The sequence below is a fragment of the Paenibacillus sp. FSL W8-0186 genome (assembly GCF_037969765.1).
Taxonomy (GTDB): Bacteria; Bacillota; Bacilli; order Paenibacillales; family Paenibacillaceae; genus Fontibacillus; species Fontibacillus woosongensis.
The window spans coordinates 1,660,325-1,685,483 of record NZ_CP150207.1; the positions used below are offsets into that span (position 1 = coordinate 1,660,325).

18 protein-coding genes are annotated in these 25,159 nt (G+C 52.1%); 10 read left to right on the forward strand and 8 right to left on the reverse strand.

The features are described from left to right. Positions 1-21 precede the first annotated feature (21 nt). The 5 genes from MKX50_RS07180 (at position 22) to tkt (ending at position 9,168) form a co-directional block, all read left to right on the forward strand. Entirely contained in the window at positions 22-1,014 is a 993-nt protein-coding gene (locus MKX50_RS07180; RefSeq protein ID WP_283927508.1) for a MoxR family ATPase, read from the forward strand. After that, positions 1,011-2,000 (forward strand): DUF58 domain-containing protein, encoded by a 990-nt coding sequence (locus MKX50_RS07185; protein WP_213589166.1) that lies wholly within the window; start codon positions 1,011-1,013, stop codon positions 1,998-2,000. The genes MKX50_RS07180 and MKX50_RS07185 overlap by 4 nt, the downstream gene beginning before the upstream one ends. Before the next feature lie 39 nt (positions 2,001-2,039). Then, positions 2,040-4,052: a BatA domain-containing protein gene (locus MKX50_RS07190; RefSeq protein WP_339158960.1), complete on the forward strand. Its 2,013-nt coding sequence runs from the start codon at positions 2,040-2,042 to the stop codon at positions 4,050-4,052. Then, positions 4,036-6,960 (forward strand): VWA domain-containing protein, encoded by a 2,925-nt coding sequence (locus tag MKX50_RS07195; RefSeq protein ID WP_339158962.1) that lies wholly within the window; start codon positions 4,036-4,038, stop codon positions 6,958-6,960. The genes MKX50_RS07190 and MKX50_RS07195 overlap by 17 nt, the downstream gene beginning before the upstream one ends. A gap of 183 nt (positions 6,961-7,143) precedes the next feature. After that, on the forward strand, positions 7,144-9,168 hold the full coding sequence (gene tkt / locus MKX50_RS07200) for a transketolase (protein WP_213589163.1): 2,025 nt from the start codon (positions 7,144-7,146) through the stop codon (positions 9,166-9,168). Positions 9,169-9,786: 618 nt separating this feature from the next. Here tkt and MKX50_RS07205 read toward each other — a convergent pair. Together MKX50_RS07205 and MKX50_RS07210 are read right to left on the reverse strand one after the other, a co-directional pair. Next, on the reverse strand, positions 9,787-10,158 hold the full coding sequence (locus MKX50_RS07205) for a hypothetical protein (RefSeq protein ID WP_213589162.1): 372 nt from the start codon (positions 10,156-10,158) through the stop codon (positions 9,787-9,789). Between the two features lie 124 nt (positions 10,159-10,282). Then, on the reverse strand, positions 10,283-11,179 hold the full coding sequence (locus tag MKX50_RS07210) for an NAD(P)-dependent oxidoreductase (protein ID WP_339158965.1): 897 nt from the start codon (positions 11,177-11,179) through the stop codon (positions 10,283-10,285). Positions 11,180-11,354: 175 nt separating this feature from the next. Here MKX50_RS07210 and MKX50_RS07215 point away from each other — a divergent pair, with 175 nt between their 5' ends. From MKX50_RS07215 to MKX50_RS07225, 3 genes are all read left to right on the forward strand, one after another. Further along, on the forward strand, positions 11,355-12,710 hold the full coding sequence (locus MKX50_RS07215) for a glucose-6-phosphate isomerase (protein WP_155609440.1): 1,356 nt from the start codon (positions 11,355-11,357) through the stop codon (positions 12,708-12,710). Between the two features lie 132 nt (positions 12,711-12,842). Next, on the forward strand, positions 12,843-13,475 hold the full coding sequence (locus MKX50_RS07220; protein WP_339158967.1) for a YigZ family protein: 633 nt from the start codon (positions 12,843-12,845) through the stop codon (positions 13,473-13,475). A gap of 5 nt (positions 13,476-13,480) precedes the next feature. Further along, positions 13,481-14,077 (forward strand): TetR/AcrR family transcriptional regulator, encoded by a 597-nt coding sequence (locus MKX50_RS07225; protein WP_213589159.1) that lies wholly within the window; start codon positions 13,481-13,483, stop codon positions 14,075-14,077. A 240-nt stretch (positions 14,078-14,317) separates the two neighbouring features. On the opposite strand, the gene MKX50_RS07230 is transcribed toward MKX50_RS07225, so the two are convergent. From MKX50_RS07230 to MKX50_RS07250, 5 genes are all read right to left on the reverse strand, one after another. Then, positions 14,318-16,564 (reverse strand): TIM-barrel domain-containing protein, encoded by a 2,247-nt coding sequence (locus tag MKX50_RS07230; RefSeq protein ID WP_339158971.1) that lies wholly within the window; start codon positions 16,562-16,564, stop codon positions 14,318-14,320. A gap of 23 nt (positions 16,565-16,587) precedes the next feature. Then, complete coding sequence (locus tag MKX50_RS07235; RefSeq protein WP_339158974.1) at positions 16,588-17,385, reverse strand: carbohydrate ABC transporter permease; 798 nt, start codon at positions 17,383-17,385, stop codon at positions 16,588-16,590. A gap of 22 nt (positions 17,386-17,407) precedes the next feature. Continuing rightward, entirely contained in the window at positions 17,408-18,298 is an 891-nt protein-coding gene (locus tag MKX50_RS07240; protein WP_213589156.1) for a sugar ABC transporter permease, read from the reverse strand. 92 nt (positions 18,299-18,390) lie between these two features. After that, positions 18,391-19,644, reverse strand: coding sequence for an ABC transporter substrate-binding protein (locus tag MKX50_RS07245; RefSeq protein WP_213589155.1), 1,254 nt, complete (start codon positions 19,642-19,644; stop codon positions 18,391-18,393). A 115-nt stretch (positions 19,645-19,759) separates the two neighbouring features. Further along, the gene (locus MKX50_RS07250) at positions 19,760-20,809 is read right to left on the reverse strand and encodes a LacI family DNA-binding transcriptional regulator (RefSeq protein ID WP_213589154.1); all 1,050 of its coding nucleotides are present in this window, start codon (positions 20,807-20,809) and stop codon (positions 19,760-19,762) included. Positions 20,810-21,166: 357 nt separating this feature from the next. Here MKX50_RS07250 and MKX50_RS07255 point away from each other — a divergent pair, with 357 nt between their 5' ends. Together MKX50_RS07255 and MKX50_RS07260 are read left to right on the forward strand one after the other, a co-directional pair. Continuing rightward, positions 21,167-22,231, forward strand: a complete 1,065-nt coding sequence (locus tag MKX50_RS07255) for an ABC transporter ATP-binding protein (protein ID WP_213589153.1) — start codon at positions 21,167-21,169, stop codon at positions 22,229-22,231. Between the two features lie 600 nt (positions 22,232-22,831). Further along, a complete protein-coding gene (locus MKX50_RS07260) occupies positions 22,832-23,566 on the forward strand; it encodes an MBL fold metallo-hydrolase (protein ID WP_339160036.1) in 735 nt (244 codons plus the stop codon). Between the two features lie 747 nt (positions 23,567-24,313). On the opposite strand, the gene MKX50_RS07265 is transcribed toward MKX50_RS07260, so the two are convergent. Beyond that, on the reverse strand, positions 24,314-25,117 hold the full coding sequence (locus tag MKX50_RS07265) for a Cof-type HAD-IIB family hydrolase (RefSeq protein ID WP_339158978.1): 804 nt from the start codon (positions 25,115-25,117) through the stop codon (positions 24,314-24,316). Positions 25,118-25,159 lie beyond the last annotated feature (42 nt).

Genomic DNA, 25,159 nt, shown 5'->3' on the forward strand with positions numbered 1-25,159 from the left:
TGAGGAGAAGGGGGACTTATGATGTTGGAAGCAAATGCGCAGGTGGAGTCGTGGAAAAATACGATATCCGGCGTGCGGGAGCAGATTGGAAAAGTGATCGTGGGCCAGGAGGAAATCGTAGAGCAGCTGCTCTGGTGCGTTTTTGCCGGCGGACATGCGCTGCTTGAAGGCATTCCGGGACTCGGAAAGACAATGCTCGTCCGGACGATCGCCGATACGCTCGACCTTTCATTCTCGCGAATTCAGTTTACGCCCGACCTGATGCCGAGCGATATTACCGGAACGAATGTCATTCGCTTCGGCCCGCAGGGCAGCACGGATACCGTCTTTCAGCCCGGGCCCGTATTCAGCAGCATCGTACTTGCGGACGAGATTAACCGGGCTACGCCGAAGACGCAGAGCGCTATGCTTGAGGCGATGCAGGAGCAGACGGTTACCGTCGGCGGAGAGACACACAGGCTGCCGCAGCCGTTTTTTGTGCTGGCGACGCAGAATCCGCTGGAGAACGAAGGGACTTATCCTTTGCCGGAGGCGCAGCTGGATCGCTTCCTGCTGAAGATCCATGTCAGTTACCCCTCGCCTGACGAGTTGAAGGAGATCGTCCGCCGTACGACCTCCAGCAGCCAGCCGACGGCCGACAAGCTGGCCTCGGCCAGCGAGCTGCTGGAAATCAGGCAGGCCGCGAAAGAGGTCCTGCTTGCCGACGATGTGCTGGATTACGGTGTGCGCCTGCTGATGATGACTCATCCGGAGGAGGTCTCGGCGCCGGATTCTGTCCGCAAGTATTTACGCTTCGGATCCGGACCGCGAGGAATCCAGTCCATCGTATCGGTGGCGAAGGTAAGAGCGATCTCCAAAGGAAGGATGCATGTATCCACGGGAGATATTGCAGCGGTTGCCGTTCCTGCGCTGCGCCACCGTCTGTTTCTGAATTTCGAGGGGCAAGCGCTGGGAATTTCCACGGATTCACTGATTGAGGATATTCTGTCCGCGCTTGAGGGGGGAAGAAGATGAGCGAGCCTCTGCTTCCGCCGTCTCTTCTCCCCCGCCTGGAGCGGCTGTCGATTGCGTCCAAGCGCCGGGTGCGCGGAACGATGCAGGGCAAGAGGCGCTCCAGCCGGTTTGGCTCGTCCCTGGAATTTGCCGATTACCGCGAATACGCGCCAGGGGACGACATCCGCCGCTTCGACTGGGGCGTCTATTCGCGGACGGGCCGTCCTTTCGTCCGACAGTATTGGGACGAGCAGGAGCTGCAGGTTAGTCTGTATGTAGACGCATCCGCCTCGATGGATTTTGGGGGCGGCGGGGCGTCCGGCCCGGCGGACGGGCTAACGTCTGATGATAACAAGTCTGACGGGAACCAACCCGGCAGAAATCCAACCGGCCGGAACAAAGCAGACCGGAACAAGCTGATATATGCGAAGCGGCTTGCCGCTTCGGTTGGCTATATGGCGCTAGCGTCATATGACCGCGTGCAGGCAGCCGTTTTCGACTCGGAGGTAGATAGGCAGCTGCCGCCTGTACGCGGGAAAGCCTCGGCCGCCCGGTTGTTTTCGTTTCTGCAATCGGCAGAGCCCGGCGGCGAGGGCCGGTTGTCCCAGGCGCTGCGTCAGCCCAAAGCGCTTCCGAAGCAGCCGGGAATGACCTGGATTTTTTCTGATTTCTGGCTGGACGGGGGCATAGATGAGCTGGCTGAGGCTTTGTCTTATTACCTTGCTGCGGGGCAGGAAATCGTCCTGGTTCACGTATTATCGCCGGAGGAAATCTCGCCTGCCTTAAGCGGAGATTTGCGGCTGGTGGACAGCGAGCTTGGGACGGGCAAGGAAATAGCCCTGACCGGAAAGGTGCTGGAGGAATACAGACGAACGCTGCAGGCATATCAAGCGGATATTGCGCGATTCTGCAGCGAGCGGGCTATTTTTTATATACAGATGAACACGGGTGTTCCGCTAGAGACAGGGATCTTCGAAACGCTGCGCGGAGCTGGGGTGCTCGGTTAGCAATATGCGAGACTTAGGCAACAAGAAGGAGGTGAAGGGATGGGAATTGCCTCTTGGTCCGGACTGTGGTTCGCTTTAGCGATCCCGTTGATCATACTGATGTATCTGTTTAAGCGGAAGTATGTGGATACGCTGGTTCCCAGCCATATGCTGTGGAATCGCGTGCTGCGCAATATCGAGGCCAACCGTCCATGGCAAAAGCTGCAAAACCGGCTGCTGCTGTGGCTGCAGCTTCTGGCCGCGGCGCTGCTTGTGCTTGCCCTGATGACGCCATTCATTTGGGTCAAAGGCGGCCTGTCGGGACATACGGTCATTGTCGTCGATGCTTCGGCGAGTATGAGCGGGCAGCGGAAAGGGGAACCGGGAAAGGATACTCCTTCTTCCTCTACGGCGCTGGATCGTCTCAAGATAAAGGTTCATGAATATATCGACTCGATGGGTGCGGATGGCGAGGTTACCTTGCTCAAGCTGGGGACGGAGCCGGAAGTGCTGCTCACTCGCGAGACAGATCAGAAGGCTATCCGTGATCAGGTAGACAAGCTGGAGGCCAAGTTCGGCAAAGCCGCCTACCGGGAAACGATGTCGCTTGCCGCGGCTATGACTCAGGATGATCCCGATGCGAGCGTGCTCGTATTTACCGATGAACAGTGGAGCGAGCGGGCGGACGATATATTGTTTGCTGCTCCGGTGGAGATTGTATCCCTGAAAGGTGAAGGAACAAGCAATGCTGCGGTAGAGCAGTTTGGGATAAAAAATGACGGTGATCACAGCACTGGAGTGGCGGTTATTCGGAATTACGGCGCAAGGCCGTTTGAAACCGGCTTGAATCTGTTTGGGGACGGCCAGCTTCTGGCTTCAAAATCCGTGAAGGTGGAGAGTGGCAAAGCCGTGACCGTTACCTTCGATGAGCTCCCCGCCTCGGACGTTTATAAAATAAAACTGGAGCGGGACGACGATTATGCGGCGGATAACGAGGCTTATGCTTTTCGTGAGAAAGGCGGAGCTCCCCATGTGCTGCTTATATCAGAGGGAAATCTATTCCTGGAAAAAGCGCTCCAGCTGTCCGGCGCGAGGGTGACCCGCATGGAGCCGGGGACAAGTGCGCCCTCAAACGAACCGGATAGCGAAGGAGATAAGGGACCAGCTCTTCCCAAGGATAAGCCGGATATGATCATTATCGATGGCATAACTCCGGCCTATCTGAAGACCGGCGAGTGGAGCCGCCTGATTCAGGAGACGCCTTCCTGGACACTAGGGGGAGATGGCGGGAAGATACAGCCGGACAGCGGAAGAACAACCGTCGCCAATCATCCGGTAACCCGCTATATATCGCTGAATGATCCGCCGGCTGCAGCCGTTCTGGCAGGAGACATGCCTTCATGGGGCAAACCGCTCATGGAAATCGGTTCTACGCCGGCGGCCTATGCCGGCACGGAGAACGGGGTTAACCGGCTGGTCTTTCTATTCGCGTTAAGCGACGGCGATTTGCCGCTTCGTCCGGAGTTCCCGGTCATGGTCAATAACGCCGTCCAGTGGCTGCAGGCGGGCAGAACGACAGGGCTCGGCCGCATGGTTGCCGGCGCGGAGCTGGAGATGCCGTTCAACGTTGAAGCAGCGCAGGCCTCGTGGGTGGCTGCGGACGGTTATGCTGTGGACGCAGGCGCTGCTCCAATTCCGGCTGCCGCTAAAGACCACAGCTTGGCAGCGGTACAAACCGTACCGCCGCTTCCTGGCTTATGGCGCTTTGAGATGAAAGGCGCGGATGGCAGCGTATTGCCCGGATATAATCTCGAGGTGATTGCCCATCCGTCCGAATCGGCAATCGGGCAGGTTAAGCCGCTTGGTTTTGGCGGCGGCGGTGTAGGCGCGTCTGCAGGAGGGGCCGCAGGGAATGGCACAGGGAACAGCACAGGCGCAGGCCAGTCTTCGGGCGGTGTAGGCCCTAATCCTGAGCGAAGTGCCAAGCATTCTCTTACGTATTTGGCCGCATTGCTGGCGCTGATCGTCATTATCGCAGAATGGGGGGTGTACCAGCGTGGGCGTTCAATTTAATCATCCGTGGGTATTGCTGCTGCTGATTTTGGCCGCTGCTGGTGCATTTTACGCGTACCGTTCGGATTTCCGCCTGCATGGCGGGAGGAAGAAATGGGCCGTCGGCCTGCGGGCGGCGATCGTTATTTTGCTGATATTGGCCCTGGCCGGTTTTCAGACCTTTACATTGGTTAAAAATAAGGAAGTCGTGTTTCTGATCGACCGTTCCGCCAGCATGGAGGATACGGATACCGCATTGGCCTGGGCCGTGCAGGCAGCGGGGGCCAAAGGGGAGCAGGACAGCATTGCCGTCGTATCAGCCGGGCTGGATGGCGCCATCGAGAAGAATCTCGATCCCCTGCCGCTGTCTAATGGCGGAGCCCGGGCCGAGGTGAATGCGGCTTTTACCAATCTGGAGAAGGGGCTTCAACTGGCCGGCAGTCTGTTCGGGGGCCAAGGGAACCAGCGGATCGTCGTCATCTCGGACGGCGAAGAAAATGTAGGAGATGCCCTCTCCGCAGCAAGAATGCTGAAGGAGAGAGGGATTGCTGTCGACGTGCTCCAGGCCCCGTCTAAAGAGCGGAAGGATGTCGCCGTCGAATCGCTGCATCTTCCGGAGAAGCTGTATAGAGCGGAGTCTTTTACGTTCGAGGTAGCGCTACGCAGTACTTTTTCCGGCAGCGGAGAGCTTCGCTTGTATGAGGATAACCGGGAGATCGGGCGCAAAACGGTTGCGCTGGAGCGGGGGGAGAACCGCTTCGCCCTGCAAGGCCTGGCCAAGGAACCGGGGCTTCATCGCTACAAGGCGGAAATATTCATAGACGGGGATGAGCAGGCGGCGAACAATGAAAGTTATGCGTTTACCCGCGTCACCGGCAGCCCGAAGGTGCTGATCGTGGAAGGCAAGCCGGGAACGTCCTCCAATCTGGAGAACGCGCTGAAATCAGGATTAATTCAATATGCAGTCATCGACCCCGGCATGCTTCCGGTGGAGTTGGCGAAATATGCCGGCTATGACAGCATTATTTTCAATAATGTGTCCGGCGAACAGGTTGGCGGCAAGCAGATGGAGCTTATCGAGCAGGCGGTACGTTCCTACGGCATCGGTTTTATGATGGTCGGCGGAGAAGAGAGCTTCGGCATGGGCGGATATTTCAAGACGCCGATCGAGAAGCTGCTGCCGGTATCGATGGAGCTGCAGGGCAAGCGGGAAATTCCGTCTCTGGGGCTGATTCTCGTCATAGACCGTTCGGGCAGCATGGAAGGAGACAACATCAGGCTGGCCAAGGAATCGGCGATGCGGACGGTGGAGATGCTGCGCTCCAAGGACACGGTTGGGGTTGTCGCATTTGACGACAGGCCGTGGTGGGTCGTAGAGCCGACGAAGCTCGGCGACCAGAAAGACGATGTTATTGCCAAAATCAACAGCATTCCGAGCGCGGGCGGGACGGATATCTACCCTGCCGTAGCGGAGGCGACGGATAAACTGCTGGGCATTGAGGCCCAGCGCAAGCATATCATCCTGCTCACGGATGGACAGTCGGCGGTCAATTCGGGTTATACTGAGCTGCTAAACACGATGAATGACAACCATATGACGATGTCGACCGTGGCTGTCGGCGACGGCGCGGACACACAGCTGCTGGAATCGCTCGCCCGAGGGGCCAAGGGGCGTTATTATTTCGTTAAAGACGCAACGACGCTGCCTACGATATTCAGCCGGGAAGCGGCCGTGATCGCCAGAACCTATATTGTGGACAAACCTTTTGTTCCGGCGATTGTGCAGCCTGGAGACTGGCGCGAATCGTTATCCGGCGGGCTGCCGACCATCTACGGTTATGTAGCCGCATCGGCCAAATCGACGGCGCAGACGGTGCTGGCGAGCCCGGAACCCGACCCGCTGCTCGCCCGTTGGCAATACGGTTCTGGACGAACCGTGGCCTGGACGAGCGATTTGACGGGAAAATGGTCGCGTGATTGGGTGAGTTGGCCGGGCTTCCCGGATGCGTTTGCGGATATGGTGAAATGGACTTTCCCCCAATTTTCGGCTGCTCCATTTGAAGTGAGCACGACGGTGAAGGGGAATGAGGTTTATTTTGAAGTGGCTGCATCGGAAGGCGTAGTACCGCCCGATGAGCTGGAAGCGGTCATTTCCGGCGAGGATCTGAATGATGCTGCCGTGCCGCTCATCCAGACATCACCCGGAATCTACAGCGGAGTGACGGTAGTAAGGGAGCCGGGCTCCTTTCTGCTTCATTTGCAGGGCAAGCGCGGGGATGAAGTCGTGGAAGGCGGGGGAACGGGCACAGGGTTCGTAATTCCCTATTCTCCGGAGTACCGGATCGTGACAGAGGACGCCGGGGAGCAGCTGGCCAAGCTGGCCGATTTAACGGGCGGACGCGTGCTGGCTTGGGAGGAGCCGGGCGCGGCGTTCGACTTCCCGGTGCAGCCGCACAAGTCGCTGCTCAGCTGGGAGCGCGCGCTGCTCATCGCCGCGCTGCTGCTCTGGCTCGCCGACATCGCCGTGCGCCGTCTGGCGCTGCCCTGGGGCCGCATGGCGGAGCGGCTTGCTGCCGCCGCCATGCCCTGGCGCCGCCGCGGCGGTACGCCTGCAGCGGCAGAAGCCGGCGCCGCCCCTGCGGGAGCGGACGCCGGGCTGGCCCGGCTGGCCGCGCGCAAGGCGCGAACGGCCAGCTTCTACGGCGCAGAGGGCGGGGGCGATAGTATCGCCCCCGGGGAGCCTGCGCCGCATAGGGCCCGTCCGCCTGCTGGCGGGACGGGCGGAGAGCCCGCGGGGCCAGCGCCGCGGGCCAGGCCGGCTTCCCCTCCGCAGGAGGAAGCCGGAGGCACGGGGCCCGGCGCAGCCGAGGCGCCGGGCGAGGGCACGCTTGGCCGGCTGCTGGAGGCCAAGCGGCGGGGGCGGCGCTAGCCGCATTTTCTTCATATTCCCGGGAAATGCATAAAAAAGTCATCATCCAGGGCAGGGTATGACAAAAAGGGATATGGAAAGGTGCTTAACAACGTGTTACAATATATAAAGTCAAAATGATTTTTTCAAAGTGATTGTTTTGTAAACAAAACGTATTTCTTCATTACTAAGGAGGAAGCTAGAATGCCACTTTCAGACAACAAGGTCATCGAAAATTTGTCGATCACTACGATTCGTACTCTTGCCATAGATGCGATCGAGAAAGCTAAGTCGGGCCACCCGGGCATGCCGATGGGGGCAGCGCCAATGGGTTACCAGCTGTTCGCCAAAACGATGACGCACAACCCTGACCAACCAACCTGGATCAACCGCGACCGCTTCGTTTTGTCCGCCGGACACGGCTCCATGCTGCTCTACAGCCTGCTGCACCTGAGCGGTTATGATCTTTCTCTTGACGACCTCAAGCAATTCCGCCAATGGGGCAGTAAAACGCCGGGTCACCCTGAATTCGGACATACCGCAGGGGTAGATGCGACGACAGGTCCGCTTGGACAAGGTATTGCGATGGCCGTGGGTATGGCTCTGGCCGAAACTCAATTGGCGGCTACTTACAACAAGGGCGATTACAAAATCATCGACCACTATACTTACGGTATTTGCGGCGACGGAGACCTGATGGAAGGCGTAGCTAGTGAAGCGGCTTCTCTCGCAGGCCATCTGAAGCTTGGCAAGCTGATCTTCCTGTACGACTCCAACGACATTACGCTGGACGGCAAATTGAACCTGAGCTTCTCCGAGAATGTAAGACAGCGTTTTGACGCATACGGCTGGCAAACGCTGCTTGTAGAAGACGGCAATGATTTGGATGCGATCGAAAAAGCTATCGCTGAGGCCAAAGCGGATACCGAGCGTCCTACACTGATCGAAGTGAAGACGGTTATCGGTTACGGCAGCCCGAACAAGCAAGGTAAAGGCGGATCCGGCGGAACGCACGGTTCACCGCTCGGCGCGGATGAAGCGAAGCTGACGAAAGAATATTACAAATGGGTATATGAAGAGGACTTCTACGTTCCTGAAGAAGTGCGCGAGCATTTTGCAAAAGTTAAAGAACAAGGCATTGCTGCAAATAAAGCCTGGGATGAGCTTTTTGCGAAATACAAAGCAGAATACCCAGAGCTGGCAGCTCAATTCGAGCTTGCTATTGCGGGCGATCTTCCAGAGGGCTGGGATGCTGATCTTCCTAAATACAGTGCAGAGGACAAACCGGTATCGACGCGCGTGGCGTCCGGTAATGCGCTTAACGGCTTGACTGGCGGCGTTCCTCAACTTCTTGGCGGATCCGCTGACCTTGAAAGCTCGACGATGACTCACCTGAAAGGATTGCCGCTCTACACACCTGAATCGCGTGAAGGCCGCAACCTGTATTTTGGTGTTCGCGAGTTTGCCATGGCTGCTGCGATGAACGGTATTGCGCTGCATAGCGGCCTTAAAGTATTCGGCGGTACGTTCTTCGTCTTTACAGACTACTTGCGTCCGGCAGTACGGTTGTCTGCGTTGATGGGGCTTCCGGTTACTTATGTTCTTACGCATGACAGTATCGCAGTCGGCGAAGACGGACCTACGCATGAACCGATTGAACAGCTTGCTTCCCTGCGCATCATTCCTAACCTGACGGTGATTCGTCCGGCTGATGCCAACGAGACATCTGCGGCTTGGGCTTATGCGGTAGAGAACAAAGGCAATCCGGTAGCGCTGGTACTGACTCGTCAAAACTTGCCTGTGCTCGAAGGTACGGCCGAGAAAGCCCGCGAAGGTGTACAACGCGGCGGATACGTTGTATCTGAAGCGAAGGACGGCAAACCGGTTGCTCAGCTGATTGCTTCTGGTTCTGAGGTGCAATTGGCGGTTAAAGCACAAGCGGCGCTTGCTGAGGAAGGCATCCATGTTCGCGTTGTCAGCCTGTCCAGCTGGGATCTGTTCGACAAGCAGGATCAAACGTACAAAGATTCTGTTATTCTCCCAGACGTTAAAGCACGCGTAGCTATTGAAATGGCACATCCGTTCGGATGGGAGCGTTACGTTGGCGAGAAAGGCTCTATTATGGGCATTAGCACGTTCGGCGCATCTGCACCTGGCGACAAAGTCATTGCAGAGTACGGCTTTACGGTCGAGAACGTTGTGAAGCATGTAAAAGAGCAGTTGAAATAGACTAGATGAGCATGAAAAAGGCAGGCACCGTGCGGACGCAAGGGGCCTGTCTTTTGTTCATCGTTAGTACGGGTGAAGACGTCGGGTTGCCGCCATCATGCGGTGTTGTGTTCTGCGTCCTGTCGCACGAGAACTTCTGTTGTACGCGAGTAATTCGGCGATGATTCCAAATCTGTGATCAGAAGATCAACGCGCCAAACGAGCGGAATTTCAGGACAGGGAATGCGCACAGAATGGGCACATGGGAGCTTAACGGAACTAGGTTCCGCTATTTAACTAAAATAGTGGAAAATGTGAAGCTAACGGATGCAGGAAACGTTATTAGTTAGATTTCAGACGAATAGAGGCAGTTCTACCTAGGATAGCGCCTCCTGAAACCGTTAGATGCTAGAACGCGTCTAAAAGTTACAAATAACGCATCTCATATCCGTTAGAGTGCTATGCTGCTCGGCACTGGCTAGAACCACAAACCCAAGGGCACAGCTGCCTCTTGGCCAGGTGGGCTTAGCGCATCTGCAAGCAGTCTTGCCTCAGTCTCTGCCAATATCCTGGTGCTTCTGTCGGCAGCCCTGCCTCAGTCCCTGCCAAGTTCCCGGCACTTTCGCAGCAACCTGCGTCTCAGTCTCTGCCAACATCCTGGTGCTTCTGTCGGCAGCCCTGCCTCAGTCTCTGCCAGGTTCCCGACACTTTCGCAGCAACCTGCGTCTCAGGCACCGCCAACATCCTAGTGCTTCCACCAGTAGCCTGCGCCCTGGGTAGGCTCCATCCCGGGGCATCCGATGGTCCACCAAGCTCGGCCCAACCGGGCTTCCCGTATTGACGAGCACGGCAGCACAACCGGCTCAACTGGCCCTGTGCTCCCGCCAGCAGCCCACGCCCTGGGTAGGCTCCATCCCGGGGTATCCGATGGTCCACCAGGCTCGGCTCAACCCGGCTTGCCGTATCGACCAGCCCGGCCAGAACAGCCAGCACTACCAGCTCAACCGGCACGACAGAGTCGACCGGCCCTTTGCCTTAGACCCGTGCCAGTCTTGGCCAAGCAGGCCGGACCCAGCCCCGGCCCAACCGGATTTCCCGTATTGGTCAGGGTACGGTCAACACGGCCACCGACCGGCTACAGCTTGCTGCCGCCGATCGTCTGGCCGATCCAGGCCTCGTACAGCTTAACGACGGAGGAGAGATCCTCGTCGCCGTAGCCTTCGGTCTGGCCGGCCTGGAACATGCTTTTGGCCATGTTCAGCATGGGGGCGGGGATGCCAGCGCCGTCCGTCAGTGAGGAAGCAAGCTTCAAATCCTTGAGCATCAGGGAGAGGGAGAACTGGTTGGTGAAGTCTTGCTCGATAATTTTGCGTCCCTTCAGCTCGGCTTGCTTGCTGCCGGCTGAGCCGTTTTGGACGAGCTCCAGGAAGAGGTCGGCAGGCAGCCCGGATTTGGCGGCGATGGCGAAGCCTTCAGCTAGGGCGAGGTTGTTGATGCCGACGATCGTGTTGTGCGCCAGCTTGGCGACGGCTCCGCTGCCGTTTGGTCCCATGTGAAGTATTTTCTGGCCCATCGTTTCAAAGATGTCCCGCTGTTCGGCCAGCGCTTCGGCTGATCCGCCGATCATGAATACGAGCGTCCCAGCATGAGCGGCCGGAGAACTGCCGGTAACGGGGGCATCGAGGAACTGTCCGCCGAGCCGGGCAATATCGCCGGCTAATCTATGAACAAGCGACGGAGAGATCGTGCTGCAGTCAATCACGGTGCTGCCGGGGCGCAGTCCCTGCAGCAGACCCTCATCGCCATCGTAAACGGCGCTAATCGAGGCATCGTCGCTGACCATCGTAATTACGGTATCGGCAGCCTGCGCCGCTTCCTTCGCAGTGGCTGCGAGAACCGCTCCTTGCTCGACGAGCGGCTGAGCCTTTTCCGCTGTGCGGTTGAACACGGTAACCTCGTAGCCTTGTTTAAGTAAGTTTGCGGCCATGGGAGCACCCATTGTGCCAAGGCCGATAAATCCGATTTTTTTCATTGCAATCACCTTCCATAAGGAATTGAACAGCATTTAATTATTTTATCACGACTATTGGAATACTGCATATTGTGCCTTGTCTTCACTCGGAATTTACAGTATCCTAGGTGTAAGTTTAATTGTGGATAGGGCAGTAGATAGAAACAATATTGTGTAGACGGAGGAATGAAATACCATGTCTAAAAAAGTCACTTTTGATTACAGCAAAGCTCTCCAGTTCGTAGGTCAGCATGAGATAGATTACTTGACGGAGTCGGTGCGTCTGGCTCATGAACAGTTACATAACGGCACGGGGGCCGGTTCGGACTATCTCGGCTGGATCAATCTGCCGACAGAGTATGATAAGGAAGAATTTAGCCGTATCCAGAAGGCTGCTGCCAAAATTCAAAGCGATTCCGACGTTCTGATTGTCATCGGGATCGGCGGCTCCTACCTTGGCGCGCGTGCAGCGATTGAATCGTTGTCGCACTCCTTCTACAATTTGCTTCCGAAAGACAAACGCAAAACTCCGGAAATTTATTTTGCCGGCAACAATATCAGCTCCACTTATGTAAATCATTTGCTTGACCTCATCGAAGGCAAGGATTTCTCGGTTAACGTTATCTCCAAATCCGGCACGACGACGGAACCCGCGATCGCGTTCCGCATTTTCCGCGCCGCCCTTGAGAAGAAATACGGTAAAGAAGAAGCGCGCAAGCGCATTTACGCTACTACTGACCGTGAGAAAGGCGCTCTTAAGAAGCTGGCAACGGAAGAGGGCTACGAGAGCTTCGTCATTCCGGACGATGTAGGCGGACGTTATTCCGTACTTACGGCAGTTGGTCTTCTGCCAATCGCAGCGGCAGGCATCAACATCGAGGAAATGATGCAAGGCGCTGCAGAGGCTGCCAAGGAATTCAGCAACCCTAACCTGGCCGAGAACGCCAGCTATCAATATGCGGCAGTGCGCAACGCCCTGTACCGCAAAGGCAAAGTAACAGAAATTCTTGTGAATTACGAGCCATCCCTGCACTACGTGTCCGAATGGTGGAAGCAGCTGTTCGGCGAAAGCGAAGGCAAAGACTACAAAGGAATTTACCCGGCATCGGTAGACTTCAGTACAGACCTTCACTCGATGGGACAGTTTATTCAAGAGGGGAACCGGAACATTTTCGAGACGGTAATCCAAGTGACCGAAGTACCTAGCCATATCACGATTGAATCCGATCCTGCCGATCTGGACGGACTGAACTTCCTTGCCGGCAAGACGCTGGATTTCGTGAACAAGAAGGCTTTCCAAGGTACGCTGCTCGCTCATACGGACGGACAAGTGCCTAACCTGATCGTTAACGTACCTGATTTGACGCCGTATTCTTTCGGCTATCTCGTATATTTCTTTGAAAAAGCTTGTGGCATCAGCGGCTACTTGCTCGGAGTAAATCCGTTTGACCAGCCGGGTGTTGAAGCCTACAAGAAAAATATGTTTGCATTGCTCGGCAAACCGGGCTTTGAGAAAGAAAAAGCAGAACTGGAAGCAAGATTGTCCGAATAGCATTTTGAAGCAGTTTTCAATAGGACAAGGGACAACATCGTTTCAACCAGAAGATATTAGCGCCAGGGAAGCAGTTCGCCGGAGTATGCCGGTTGAGCTGCTTCTTGGCACATTCTATAAGGATGATCAACTATGCTAGAGCGTTATAAGACGGTTCGCAGAGCCGGAGAAAAGGAAATCGTGATCAAGAAGTCGCGTTTTATCGGGCAGATCAAGCCGGTAGAAAGCGAAGCCGAAGCGATTGCGTTTATTGAAGAAATTAAGAAGAAGCACTGGAATGCCACCCACAACTGTTCCGCCTACATGATTGGGGAACGGGACGAAATCCAGAAGCAGTCGGATGACGGAGAGCCGAGCGGGACGGCGGGCAAACCGATTCTGGAAGTGATTAAGCAGCAGGGTCTCAAAAATGTAGCGATCGTCGTAACAAGATATTTCGGCGGCATCATGCTTGGGGCAGGCGGTTTGATCCGGGCTTACACCGATGGTGCGGTTGCGGCAACCGAGGCAGGAGAGGTCATTACCCGTGTGCTTCATCGCGAAGTATTTGCCGAGCTTGATTATACCTGGCTGGGCAAGGTCGAGAATGAGCTGAGAAACCGGGAAATCCGGACGGGAGAGACTGCTTTTGCGGATAACGTTACATTGTTATGTCTGCCGCTGGAGAGCGAAGCTGAAGCTTTTAAGGCTTGGCTGGTCGATTTGACACAAGGACAGGTCGTATTGAAGGAAGGTAACCGGGTTTACTTTATTGAAGGGGAATAACGCCTATGGCAAGAAGAGCAGTAGAGCAGGAATTGTCGAGGGAAAGAATAATGGATGCGGCCAGGCATTTGTTTATCACCAAAGGATACCGGGGGATATCGATGAGAAGCATCGGGCAGCATTTAGGCTATAGTCACGGCTCTCTTTATTACCATTTTAAAGAGAAGGCGGAGCTGTTTTACGCCATCGTGGTGCAGGATTTTAACCATCTGATCCAGCTGTGCAGCCATGTCCCGAAATCACCGCCGGTCGAAGGGCTGACCAAAATTGAACAGTTGATGCTGGAGTTCATTAAGTTCGGCCTGGAGCATCCGCATCAATATGAAATTATGTTCATGCTTCGGGATGAAGAAATATTGGCCTATTGTCGCAGCGAGCAGGCAAAGTGTTTCGATATATTCGAATCGATCGTCAGAAAGTTTCTGAAGGAAGAGAGACATCCGATGGAAAACAATCAAGCATTTCCGCTTAGTATGTTTTTGGGAATCCATGGGTTCATATCGTTCTATATTCAAGATCGGTTGACGTTCGAAGAAATTAGGCCTGCTGCCATTGCTCATGTCAAAATGCTCAGCCAGAGCAATTACCGATTGACGTCATAGGACGTTTTTGTTTTCAGGTTACGCTTTAATCATTTACATTGTCATAGCTGTACTCCTTTATTACGTTACTTTAATAACGTAATAAACTTCCAATTTGTTAATTCACTATTAAATCGCTATCATGGATTGGTTCGTGACATGCTTCCGAAGGAGTCATCATCTTTAACATGCATAAACAATAAATAAAGAAGTAAGGTATGAGGATACCCTACTTCTTTATTGTTTTATATGAACATATTATTAGTTCACTTCCACCCATTTCTGGTGCAGCGGATGATAGAATTTGCCTTGGCCTTCTGTAATTCCTTCACTGGTGTATGCAGTTATGCTTACTTTGTCCCAATCGATATGATCTGTCGTCAGTGCGGCCTCCACATGCGGGATCGAAGCGCCTGCGCGAACTAGCATAACGATCGGAATTTGGCCCGCTTGGATCGTTAACCATTGCTGCCCTTCATAGACGGCCCCGGTCTGGTAATCGACCCATTGCCCTTGCGGCAAGTAGATGATGCGGCGGTCTGTCTCTTCGAACAATGGCGCGACGAGAATATCGGAGCCAAAGAAATATTGATCCTCGATCATCCAGCAGGTCGGGTCCTCCGGAAATTCCAGGAACATCGCTCTGAGCAGCGGATGACCAGCCTGAGAGCTTAAATAGGCTTGCGTATAAATATATGGCATGAGCTTGTACTTCATTTCAGCAGCGGCACGAAAATCGTCCATAAACGAAGCGCTGTAAGCCCAAGGCTCCTTCGGTGGAGCACCGTGGCAGCGGCTGTGGGAGGTCAGCATGCCAAAAGGCATCCAGCGGCGGTAAAGCGCCTCCGGGCTCTCCTTCACGAATCCGCCGATATCATGGCTCCAATAAGTGAAGCCGCTCAAACCGATCGAGAGCGCTGCTCTCAAGCAAGCCAGCATAGCGGAATCAGTATTCTCCGTATCGCCGCCCCAATGGATCGGATAGCGCTGGCTGCCGGCCCAGGCGCTGCGCGCCCAAATGATATGTTCACCATTAACGCGTTCGGTCACATCAGCAACGGCTTTGTTGTAGCGGAGCGGGTACAAATTATGCTCTAACCGGCCGCTTTGGCCAGAATGGAATCGTCCAAAAATTGGCGCGCCTTCTCCGAAATCCGCTTTAATGGCGCTTACGCCCATTTTGAGCAATTCGGCGATTTTTTCCTGGTACCAGGCTACAGTCTCCGGATTGCTGAAGTCGAGAATCGCATCCTCGGTAGGCAGGTTTCCGTCAGGATCGGTGACGACAAGCCCCCTATCGATCAGCTCCTGGAAGTAGCGGTTCGTCGGCGTAAAATACGGAATTTGCCATAGGCTGACGCGAAGTCCCTGTTTGCGCAAGTCTTCAATCATTTTCCGCGGATCGTCGAACCGGGTATGGGAAAATTCGTAATCACAGCGCCAGTCCTCTTCAAACCATCCTGTATCGAGGTGAATAACATCGCATGGAATCTGATGCTCCTGGAGCTTCTGCGCAACTTCCCGGGTCTGTTCCTCCGAATCATACGTAATCCGGCTCATCCACAGGCCAAAAGACCATAGTGGGGGTACCGGGCTTTTACCGGTCAATGCCGTATATTCGCTTAGGACTTCCTTCGGATCGCCGAAGAAGAAGAAGAGATCCATACTGTCATCATCCATATAAATCGTATTGGCCGCATCGTACTCTTTGCCGATATCGAGCGTGATTGGCGCAGTGGAATGGATGAACATCCCGTATTGCCTGCTGCTCAGGAAAAATGGAATCGGTTTATACATATCGCCGGTCTGCACGCTTAGCGAATCGCGGGTCCACAGGTCGATGCGCTGTCCGCGTTTGTTGAGACCGGTAAAGGACTCGCCGGTGCCATAAATTTTCTCGCCTGGCGAGAGGCTGAAGGTAGCTGCGATTTTATGGGACATATCTTGAATCGAACGGGCAAATGAGAATGGGACAGGGTACATATTCTGCAAGCTGAAGGTATCCTGATGATGCCAGGTTTGTGTCAGCACTTTACCGTTCGCGTCTTTAAAAGTCAGGTGGAAAGGATGGAGGCCAAGCTCGACCTTTCCAAATTGGCTCTCCCATACATAGCCATTATCGGTCTTTGTTGCCGATGTCCACGTTGTATCCTCGCTGATTTCTCCTGAAATCATGAGAGAAGGCTGCTCTTTAGCAACTTTTCTCCGAGTTTGTATCCGAATACGCGCTGTTCTTGGTGTAACAAAAGAAATATCAAAAGGCATTTCAGGGGATTCCGGGTATTCTACGGGGAACTCCCACGACTGGGTTGGTTCAATAAAGAAATCGTATTGGTTGAACGCAAGTCTCGGCTTGCGGGTAGAGCGAAGCCATTTGATGCGGCCGCTTCTCGATTGCGGATCGAAGTCTGTGACATGATCCCCCATAAAGTTCAATGTATCCGATTGATGAAAGGGAATGCTAACGTCGATTGCTTCATTAAGTCTGCTAGTTTGATAATGCTTCATGGATTTCCCCACCTATATCTATATTATTTTACCGCTCCGCTAGTAAGCCCGCTAATGATGTAACGCTGCAACAGAATGAACATGGCAAGTACGGGAAGGACAGTTATGGTAGCAAAGGACAGCAGATTGTTCCACTGAATGCCGTATTTGCCCATAGAATTGTAGACTCCTGCCGTTAATGGCCACATATCGGAATTACTAATAAAGGTCATGCTGTAAATCAGATCTCCCCAGGCGAAAAGGAACGAGAACGTTGCCGATACAATAATTCCTGGATAAGAGATCGGAATCATGATTCTCAGGAATGCGGTGAACCGGTTGCAGCCATCGATCATCGCCGCATCCTCCAGCTCCTTCGGTGCATTCAGGAAGTAGGTTCTAAGTATGAGCACCGAGAAAGGGATCCCTAACGTTGCCGTTGCGAGAATAGGCGCTGCCAAGCTATTGAGCAGAGCCAGCTTCTTGAATAAAATGAACATTGGCGTAAGAACGACGGTTACCGGCAGCATTTGCGTGACAAGGAAGAATAGGATCATCCACTTTTTGCCGGGAACCGGGTATCTAGCCAATCCGTAGGAAGCAGGGATGGCCAGTATAACGACGATAGCCATCGAGCTTAGAGCAACGATTAGACTGTTAATAAAGCTTCTTCCGAGAGCGCCGCCAAGCTGCGAGGTGTAGCCCTCCACATACCATTCATTGGGAAAAAGTGTCGGCGGCATCTGGAAAATTTCGCCCTGTACTTTGAACGAGCTGACGACCATCCAATAGATTGGGAAGAGGATTGCGCCTACAATGACAATTCCAACTATATTTAACAAAAGTTCTTTTGATCTTGGCATTTTACATCACCTCATCGCTGCGAACCATGCGCAAGTAAATCAGACTGACTATGAAGAGAATGAAGAAGAGAATGTTGGAGGCCGCTGCGCCCTGAGAGAAATTGAATTGGTCAAAGGACAGCTTGTATGCCAAGGTCGACAGTACTTCGGTTGCATTTACCGGTCCGCCGGCGGTCATGACAAAGATCAGATCGAACACTTTAAATGTAAAGATGAAGCCCATCATAATGACGATCATAATGACCGGACGAAGCATCGGTAGAGTCATGTAGACGAATTGCTTGAATTTATTCGCTCCGTCGATCGACGCCGCTTCATAAATATCGTCGGGAAGCGAAGATAGCCCGGTAGACAGCAGCATCATGTTAAATGGCGCTCCCACCCATACGTTGGCGATAATGACGCTCCACATTGCAAGCTCTGGATGCGTCAGCCATTCGATCGGCTGATCCACGAACCCGAACGAGAGCAGGATGTAGTTAATGATCCCGACACTTTGGTTGAACATGAATTTGAACAAGAGGGATGTAATGACGATCGGAACTAGATAGGATACGAGCGTCAAACCTCTTAAAAATCCAGCCAATCGGAATTTCATATTAAAGAACAAGGCGAGTGCAAAACCGATCGTAAATTGCAGGAAAATGCTCCAAAACGTGAAGAAAAAAGTATTTTTAAACGCGATATGAAATGAATCCAAGCCGATCACTTTACGGTAGTTTTCAAGGCCCGCAAACGCGACATCCGGGTTGTTCAGCGTCATCAGATCCAAATGCTGAAAGCTGATTTTGATGTTGTAGAAAAGCGGATAGCCGATTAACACAAGCATGAAAATAAGCGCTGGAACGACATATGCCAGACTGATCAGCAGATTTCTTTTGTTTATTTCCACAAGAACTGCCCCTTTCAAGGGATTGTCCTTCCCCAGCAGCCTAGATTTAAGACGAAGGGGAAGGAGCATGGAGTCTTTATTGCCTTCTAGTACTACGGATTAATAATGCTATTGATTTTTTGTCCGGCTTCTGCAGCTGCATCGGCTGGGTCCATCGCCATGGAGAACGATTTTTGATATGCCTCCTGGATGACGGAGGAAATTTCCGGCCATTTCGGATGCGGACCGCGTGGCTGCGCGGACTGCATTTGTTCCAGGAATCCGCTCAGATATTTGTCGCTCTTCCAATGATCGGACTTCTCGGCCACGTCTTCACGAGGCGAGAAATAGCCGGTTTGCACAAGGAAAGCTTCGAGATTATCCGCTTCGGACATCCATTTCAAGAAATCCCAGGCGCCATCTACGTTGTTGCCTTTAATAATTCCGATATTCTCGCCGCCAAGTACGGAGGCCTCTTGTTTGTCGATCGGCAGCTTGGCAATGGCAAAATTCATGTTAGGAGCATCAGTTTTTACGCCGGCAATATTCCAAGGGCCATTGATCATCATCGCTAGTTTGCCTGAAGAGAACTGCTTTAGAGTGTCGCTATTGGATAGATTAATGACTTCTTTGCTGACAGAGCCGTCTTTGATGAGATCTGTTAAGAAAGTGAATGCACGGGCAGCTTCGGGAGAGTCGATGCTGTCGTAGTTTGCACCGGTGGACAGCAGCCATGGAAGGAAGTCAAATGCACCTTCCTCGGATTTAACGGCAGCAAATCCAAGCCCGTAACGATCGCCAGTCGTCAATTTTTTAGCGGTTTCGCGAAGCTCGTCCCAAGTTTTAGGCGGCTCGGCGATTCCGGCTTCTTTGAACATATCGGTGTTATAGTAGAGGGCGAGCGTGTTGCTCGTAAACGGAAGGCCATATAGCTTGCCTTCATATTTAGCGGACTCGAAAGGGCCGTCAAGGTATTGGCTTCCCTGACCCCATTCATTGACGCGGTCGGTAAGGTCTTCGAATATTCCGGCAGCAGCGAAGGAAGCGTGGTCAGGATTATCGATGGTTACGATATCCGGTAATTCTTCGCCCATGAGGCCTACGGACAGTCTTTTCTTCATGTCGCCAAATGGCACATATTGCCCAATAACCTGATATTGATCCTGCGAGCTGTTGTATTTTTGAATAGCGTCCTTAATCGCAGTTTCTTCATTTCCGCCGAAATAATACCAGAATGTAACTTGTTTTTTGGCTCCGCCATCACTAGAGCTGTTCTTGTCGGCGTTTGTTTGATTCCCCCCGCATGCGGTAAGCATAATCGAGAAGATCATCATAGCAATGAGGGTAAGCGATGCCTTTTTTTTCATATTTACGAGCCCCTTTGGTTTTTAAATGAGTTGAAATATGATTGGAATGTTTTAGAAATGATGTACGTTAATCATTTTAGCGCAAAAGTAATGCAAGAACGGGAATATCAAAAAATTACAAAAAGAAATTGGCATTTTCGCGCAGGGCGACTTCAAGCTTGCTTAAGTTAAGAGATGGAATGAAATCGGTTGGACGAGTCAAATGATCGAACAACAGTTTGACGGCTGTATAGCCTTGATTATGCGGATCCTGGCAAATCGTTGCCGTAATGATGTCCTTCTGCAAATAATCATGTACTTCCGGGGTCATGTCATGACCGATGAGGGCTACGTCTAGACCCCATTTTTCGATATATTGGGCCATGGCGGCAAGCTGGCCAGTAGCCAAATAAATGCCGTCCACCTCCGAAAGCTGGTCTTTCATTAAGTGTTCCATCGAGACCTCGATATTATTCCGGTCCAGCTTGAGAGGGCCGATCATTTGCACATTGTCGTAATGGCCGATGACCTCGCGAAAGCCCAGGATCTTTTGCTGGAACTGAAACATGTTCTCTGTCTCTAGGATGAAGGCTGTTTTCCCTTTGCGGCCGATAAATTTGCACAGCAATTCCGCAGCTAATTTACCTGCGTCCCGATAATCGCAGCCAACGTAAAATAAGCGCTTACTAATTGGAGAGTCAGTGTTGAATGTGCAGGTGGCAATACCTCTGTTAACAGCTCTGTCAATCAGCTCCGCGATTTCGAAGGAACCGTCGGAGGAAATAGCGATACCATCGTATTTACCGCTGTCCACAACTTCGTTGATCTTTTCGATCTGCTCTTCAATGTTGGTATTCATTGTACGGATGATGTCCACTTGAAGGCCGAAATGAGACAGCTCATCGAGCGCGTTCTTTACGCCGATTTCGATTTGCTCCCAGAAATAAACGGGATATGTTTGGAATATGACGGCTATGGAAATCATTCTATTCCTGGATAAGTAGCTTGCTGACTTGTTTGGTGAATAGTTGAGCTCCTCGACAGCTTGCATGATTCTGTCATAGGTGGCCTTCTTAACATTCCCCCTCTGGTTCAATGCCCGATCGATCGTAGCTACTGATAAACCGAGTTTTTCCGCTAGCGTTTTCACTGTTACTTTGTTGTAAGACTCTTTTGACATGTTCATCACCTTTCACATCCCTGCTCTCGAAATAATCATAAAAGATAACCTGACGAAATGTCAACGTTTTCATCGAAAAAATGATTAACGTTAATCATTCCATTTGTTGGTACATGCCTAAACCCCTTTGACGGTGGGAGATTGCCCATTTTCCCTATAACAAATGTTACGAAATTATTGAAACGTAATGGATTGACGGTAAAGGCAGGGTTTGGTAAAGTATTTTGTAAGATCACAGCTAGAAAATTCGTATGCACCAATCCATGGGTGCTTTTGTTTTAGATATAATGCCGAGTAAGTTCATAAGAATAATATATAAAGTGAGTCGAGTAAAGGATTTAATCGAAAGGATGTGGCCTCCGAATGCATGTGGAAGTAAAAAACTTGGATAAACATTTTGGCAATTTTCATGCCGTCAAAGACGTCAGCTTTGGAATCGAGAAAGGACAGCTGATCGGTCTGCTCGGACCGAGCGGTGGAGGAAAAACTTCCATTTTGCGTATGTTGGCAGGCTTGGAACAGCCTGATTCCGGGGAAATTTTGTTCCATGGACAACAGGTTAACAACCTAGCTCCGCAAGAGCGCGGGATTGGCTTCGTCTTTCAGAGCTATGCCTTGTTCAAGCATATGACGGTCTTTGACAATATCGCATTCGGCCTGCAGGTAAAGAAGGTTCCTAAGGCTGCGATTAAGGAGCGGGTCATGGAACTTGTGGAGCTCACCGGCCTGAAAGGGTTTGAGCAGCGTTATCCGCATCAGCTGTCCGGCGGGCAGCGTCAGCGGGTCGCCTTTGCCCGTGCTTTGGCTCCAGAGCCGCAGCTGCTCCTGCTGGATGAGCCTTTTGCCGCGATTGATGCCAAGATACGACAGGAGCTTCGTTCCTGGCTCCGCGAGCTGATCGAGCGTGTTGGGATTACTTCTATTTTCGTCACGCATGACCAGGATGAGGCCATTGAGGTTGCGGATGAAATTATGATTATCAACCAGGGCCGCCTGGAACAGAAGGGAACGCCTTGGGATATTTATAAAGAGCCGATTACGCCGTTTGTTGCGTCGTTTATCGGGCAGTCCACGCTCGTGGAGAGAGCCTCCGAGTTGAAGGGCTTTGAGGAGGCAGCGGAAGGCCAAGGTATACGGGCATTTGTTCGTCCGGAATACATTGAGGTGGGAACGGAGCAGGAGTTCATCTTGAAGTCCGCAACCGCACCGGGAGTCGTCAAGCATTTGCACTTCCGGGGGAGCGAATGGCTCGTGGAGGTTGAGGTTGGCGGACATAAATTAACGACGTTCCGGTCGCTGGAAAAAGAGACGCTTCATGCCGGACAGGAGGTAAGAGTGCTGGTGCACCGGGCCTATCTGTTTAATGACGAGAAGAGCTGGATTGTGGAGAATCCGCTGAAAGGCGATCCACTGAGCGTAATGATTTAAATGGTAATTATCATATTAGTTACTTCAACAACCGTCCTTGAATTGATAAGGACGGTTGTTTTTTGCTGGAGACGGGAAACTGTACAGCGAATGTATGAAGGGGCTTTTGCCTGGTATTGTCGGGCGGCGGGTTCGTACTTGCGGCACATAGGAGGATGACCGAGGGCTAAGGATATAGCCGCTAGACTGTGTTAAAATGATGTCATATGTGTTCAAACGGATTAAACAGAATTGCACAGAGTCAATATCAATAGACAATCTATCCAAAACATTGTTGTCAACGGGGTGATTAGAGAAGTGAGAAAAGGAGCAGACGGCGAGAAGGCCGGGCGGACGGCGGGTACATTGGATGAGCTAATGGATGACCAATTCAATGAACGACGAGATGTACGATTGAATGAGAGACTGAATAGACGATTGAGAGAGCAGCAGGATAAACAACAGGATGAACAACGGAATGAACAACAGGATGAACAACGGAAGGAACAATGGAATGAACAACAGGATGAACAACGGAAGGAACAATGGAATGAACAACAAGCCGGTTGCTTGACCGAGGCGGCAGGAGATCGATTAATGTTTTGGGGAACGGGAGACGCGATGGGCGTACCCAGGGTATATTGCGATTGCGAAATATGCGATGAAGCGAGACAGCAGGGCATCAATCGGCGGTACCGCTCGTCCGTGCTGCTGGAAGGCAGGGAGGGGTCATTTCTTATTGATTGCGGACCGGATTGGCGTAAGGCGATGGAGCGGAAGGGCCTGCGTTTTATAGAGCATATTGTGGTGACGCATGCTCACTTCGATCATATCGGCGGGCTGCCGGAATGGGCAGATTCCTGTCGCTGGCTGAACCGGCGGGGACAGCTGTATGCGCCGCAGGAAGTAATAAACATGATTGTGCGCCAATATCCTTGGCTGGCGGCACAACTGGATATGCATGCGATTGATCAAGGCTTTGATTTGGCTGGGTGGCATATCGAGGGCTGGAAGGTATTCCACGGCAAAAACGGCTACTCCTACGCCTATCGCCTTTCCAAGCAGGGATACGTCTGGGTCTATTGCTCCGATGCGATCGCGCTATCCGAGGAACAGAAAGAGCCGCTTCGCGGATTGGATTTACTCATTTTAGGAACGAGCTTCTATGAGGAGAAGGCAGAGTTCTCGACCCGCTCTGTATATGACATCAAAGAGGCGCTGGTGCTGCTTCAGGAAGTACAGCCGAAGCGTGCGCTATTTACCCATATGTCCCACGATATCGACCTGCGACGAGACTATGCGCTGCCCGAGGGCGTGGAGCTGGCTTATGCGGGCCAGCTGGTTGAATTAGGGTAGCATCCAGCCCAAATAAATCATGAAGCTCGCATGGTTGTAACTAAGAGAATGCAACCGTCATGAGATGCCAGGCACCGCGTACTGGGAGCTGCAAGGGATAGGTTGATCTTATGCCAAAGTACAGGAATTTTCTCGTATAGAGACTTAAATAGGCGTATTGATGCGAAAAGGTCTCGGCCTCTAACTCGGCCCCTTAATTGAACAGAAGTCTTTCTCTCCAAAAATGAAACTACTGATTTATGATTGTTCCTAGATGGTTAAGACTGGTCAAGATTAGGTAACTAGATGTATTTCATGCAGTTAGTTCGTCCGATTTGGGCGTGTTAGAGGGAACTAACTGCAATACCTGCATTTAGTTTTAAGCTATTTCGGCGAATTCGCTCTATTCAGGTTAACTAACTGCATGTTTTACATTTAGTGCCTGTAATTTTCGATAAAATGGCTTAACTAGATGTATAAAATACATTCCGCTTTTAAATAATCGGTGTTTGCTTTCGAAAACGAAGGGAAAACTCCATATTAAGGTAATGTTGCAGCATCTACTTCAAACGTAAGTTAAAATCCAACAGAACTCTGCAGCTTTGCAGTATTATTGCTTTATTGCCTCCACATTGATCCGTCCCTAGCTTAAATCCAGGTTCAATAATTCAGATTCAAAAATCAGATCCAACAAATAAGAACCTCGCATTCCTATCCATGCGAGGTTCTTTACTGTACCGCTTATCTATGAATGTATCCCGGCAAGCTTTATGCTTCACGATTGAAAATAAACTTATCGATCGCGTGCTTGACCCCATCCTCGTTATTGCTCAGGGTAACGTAATCGGCGATTTGTTTCAGCGCGGGGATGGCGTTGCCCATGGCGACGCCGAGTCCAGCGGCCTCCAGCATTTCATGGTCATTCCAGGAGTCCCCGATCGCGATCGTCTCATCCAGTCCGCAGCCGAAATGGTTGGCGATAAATTTCAGCGCATGGCCTTTTGTCCCCTCTTTGTGCATAAACTCCAGGAAGTTCGGCTTGGACTTGGTAATATGCACCGAAGGACCAAGCAGCTCCCTGAGCACAGGGGCAACTTCATCCAAGTAATCCGGCTCATCGATAATAAGCATTTTTGGCGTAGGCAGCGCCACGAGCTTGGCAAAATCCGGTTCGATAAAATACTCCGTGTTGTTGAGGGACGTATAGTCGATCAGCTTCTGATTTTCCTCTCTCGCATAGAGCTTGTCATCGATATACGTTTGCAGATGCAAATTGTGCTCTACGCAATAGTCAAAAAGCTTGCTGGCCGCGTCCAAAGGGAGATAGCGCTCATAGAGCACCTTCTCGTCGAGCAGATTTTTGACATAGGCGCCTTGATACGTAATGATCGGCACGTTGAGGCCAGTCTGGCGGGCGATGGCTTGAGCTGAGGAATAGGCTCTGCCGGTCGCGAGGGTAACGACGACACCGGCGGCAATCGCTTCTTCCAATGCTCTTTGCGTGGCTGGGGTGACCTCTTTGTCATCGTTAATTAAAGTATCATCAATATCAATTGCAATAAGCTTATACATCGTCTGGATATCTCCTCTTCTAGTCATGATTGAAGCTATAAT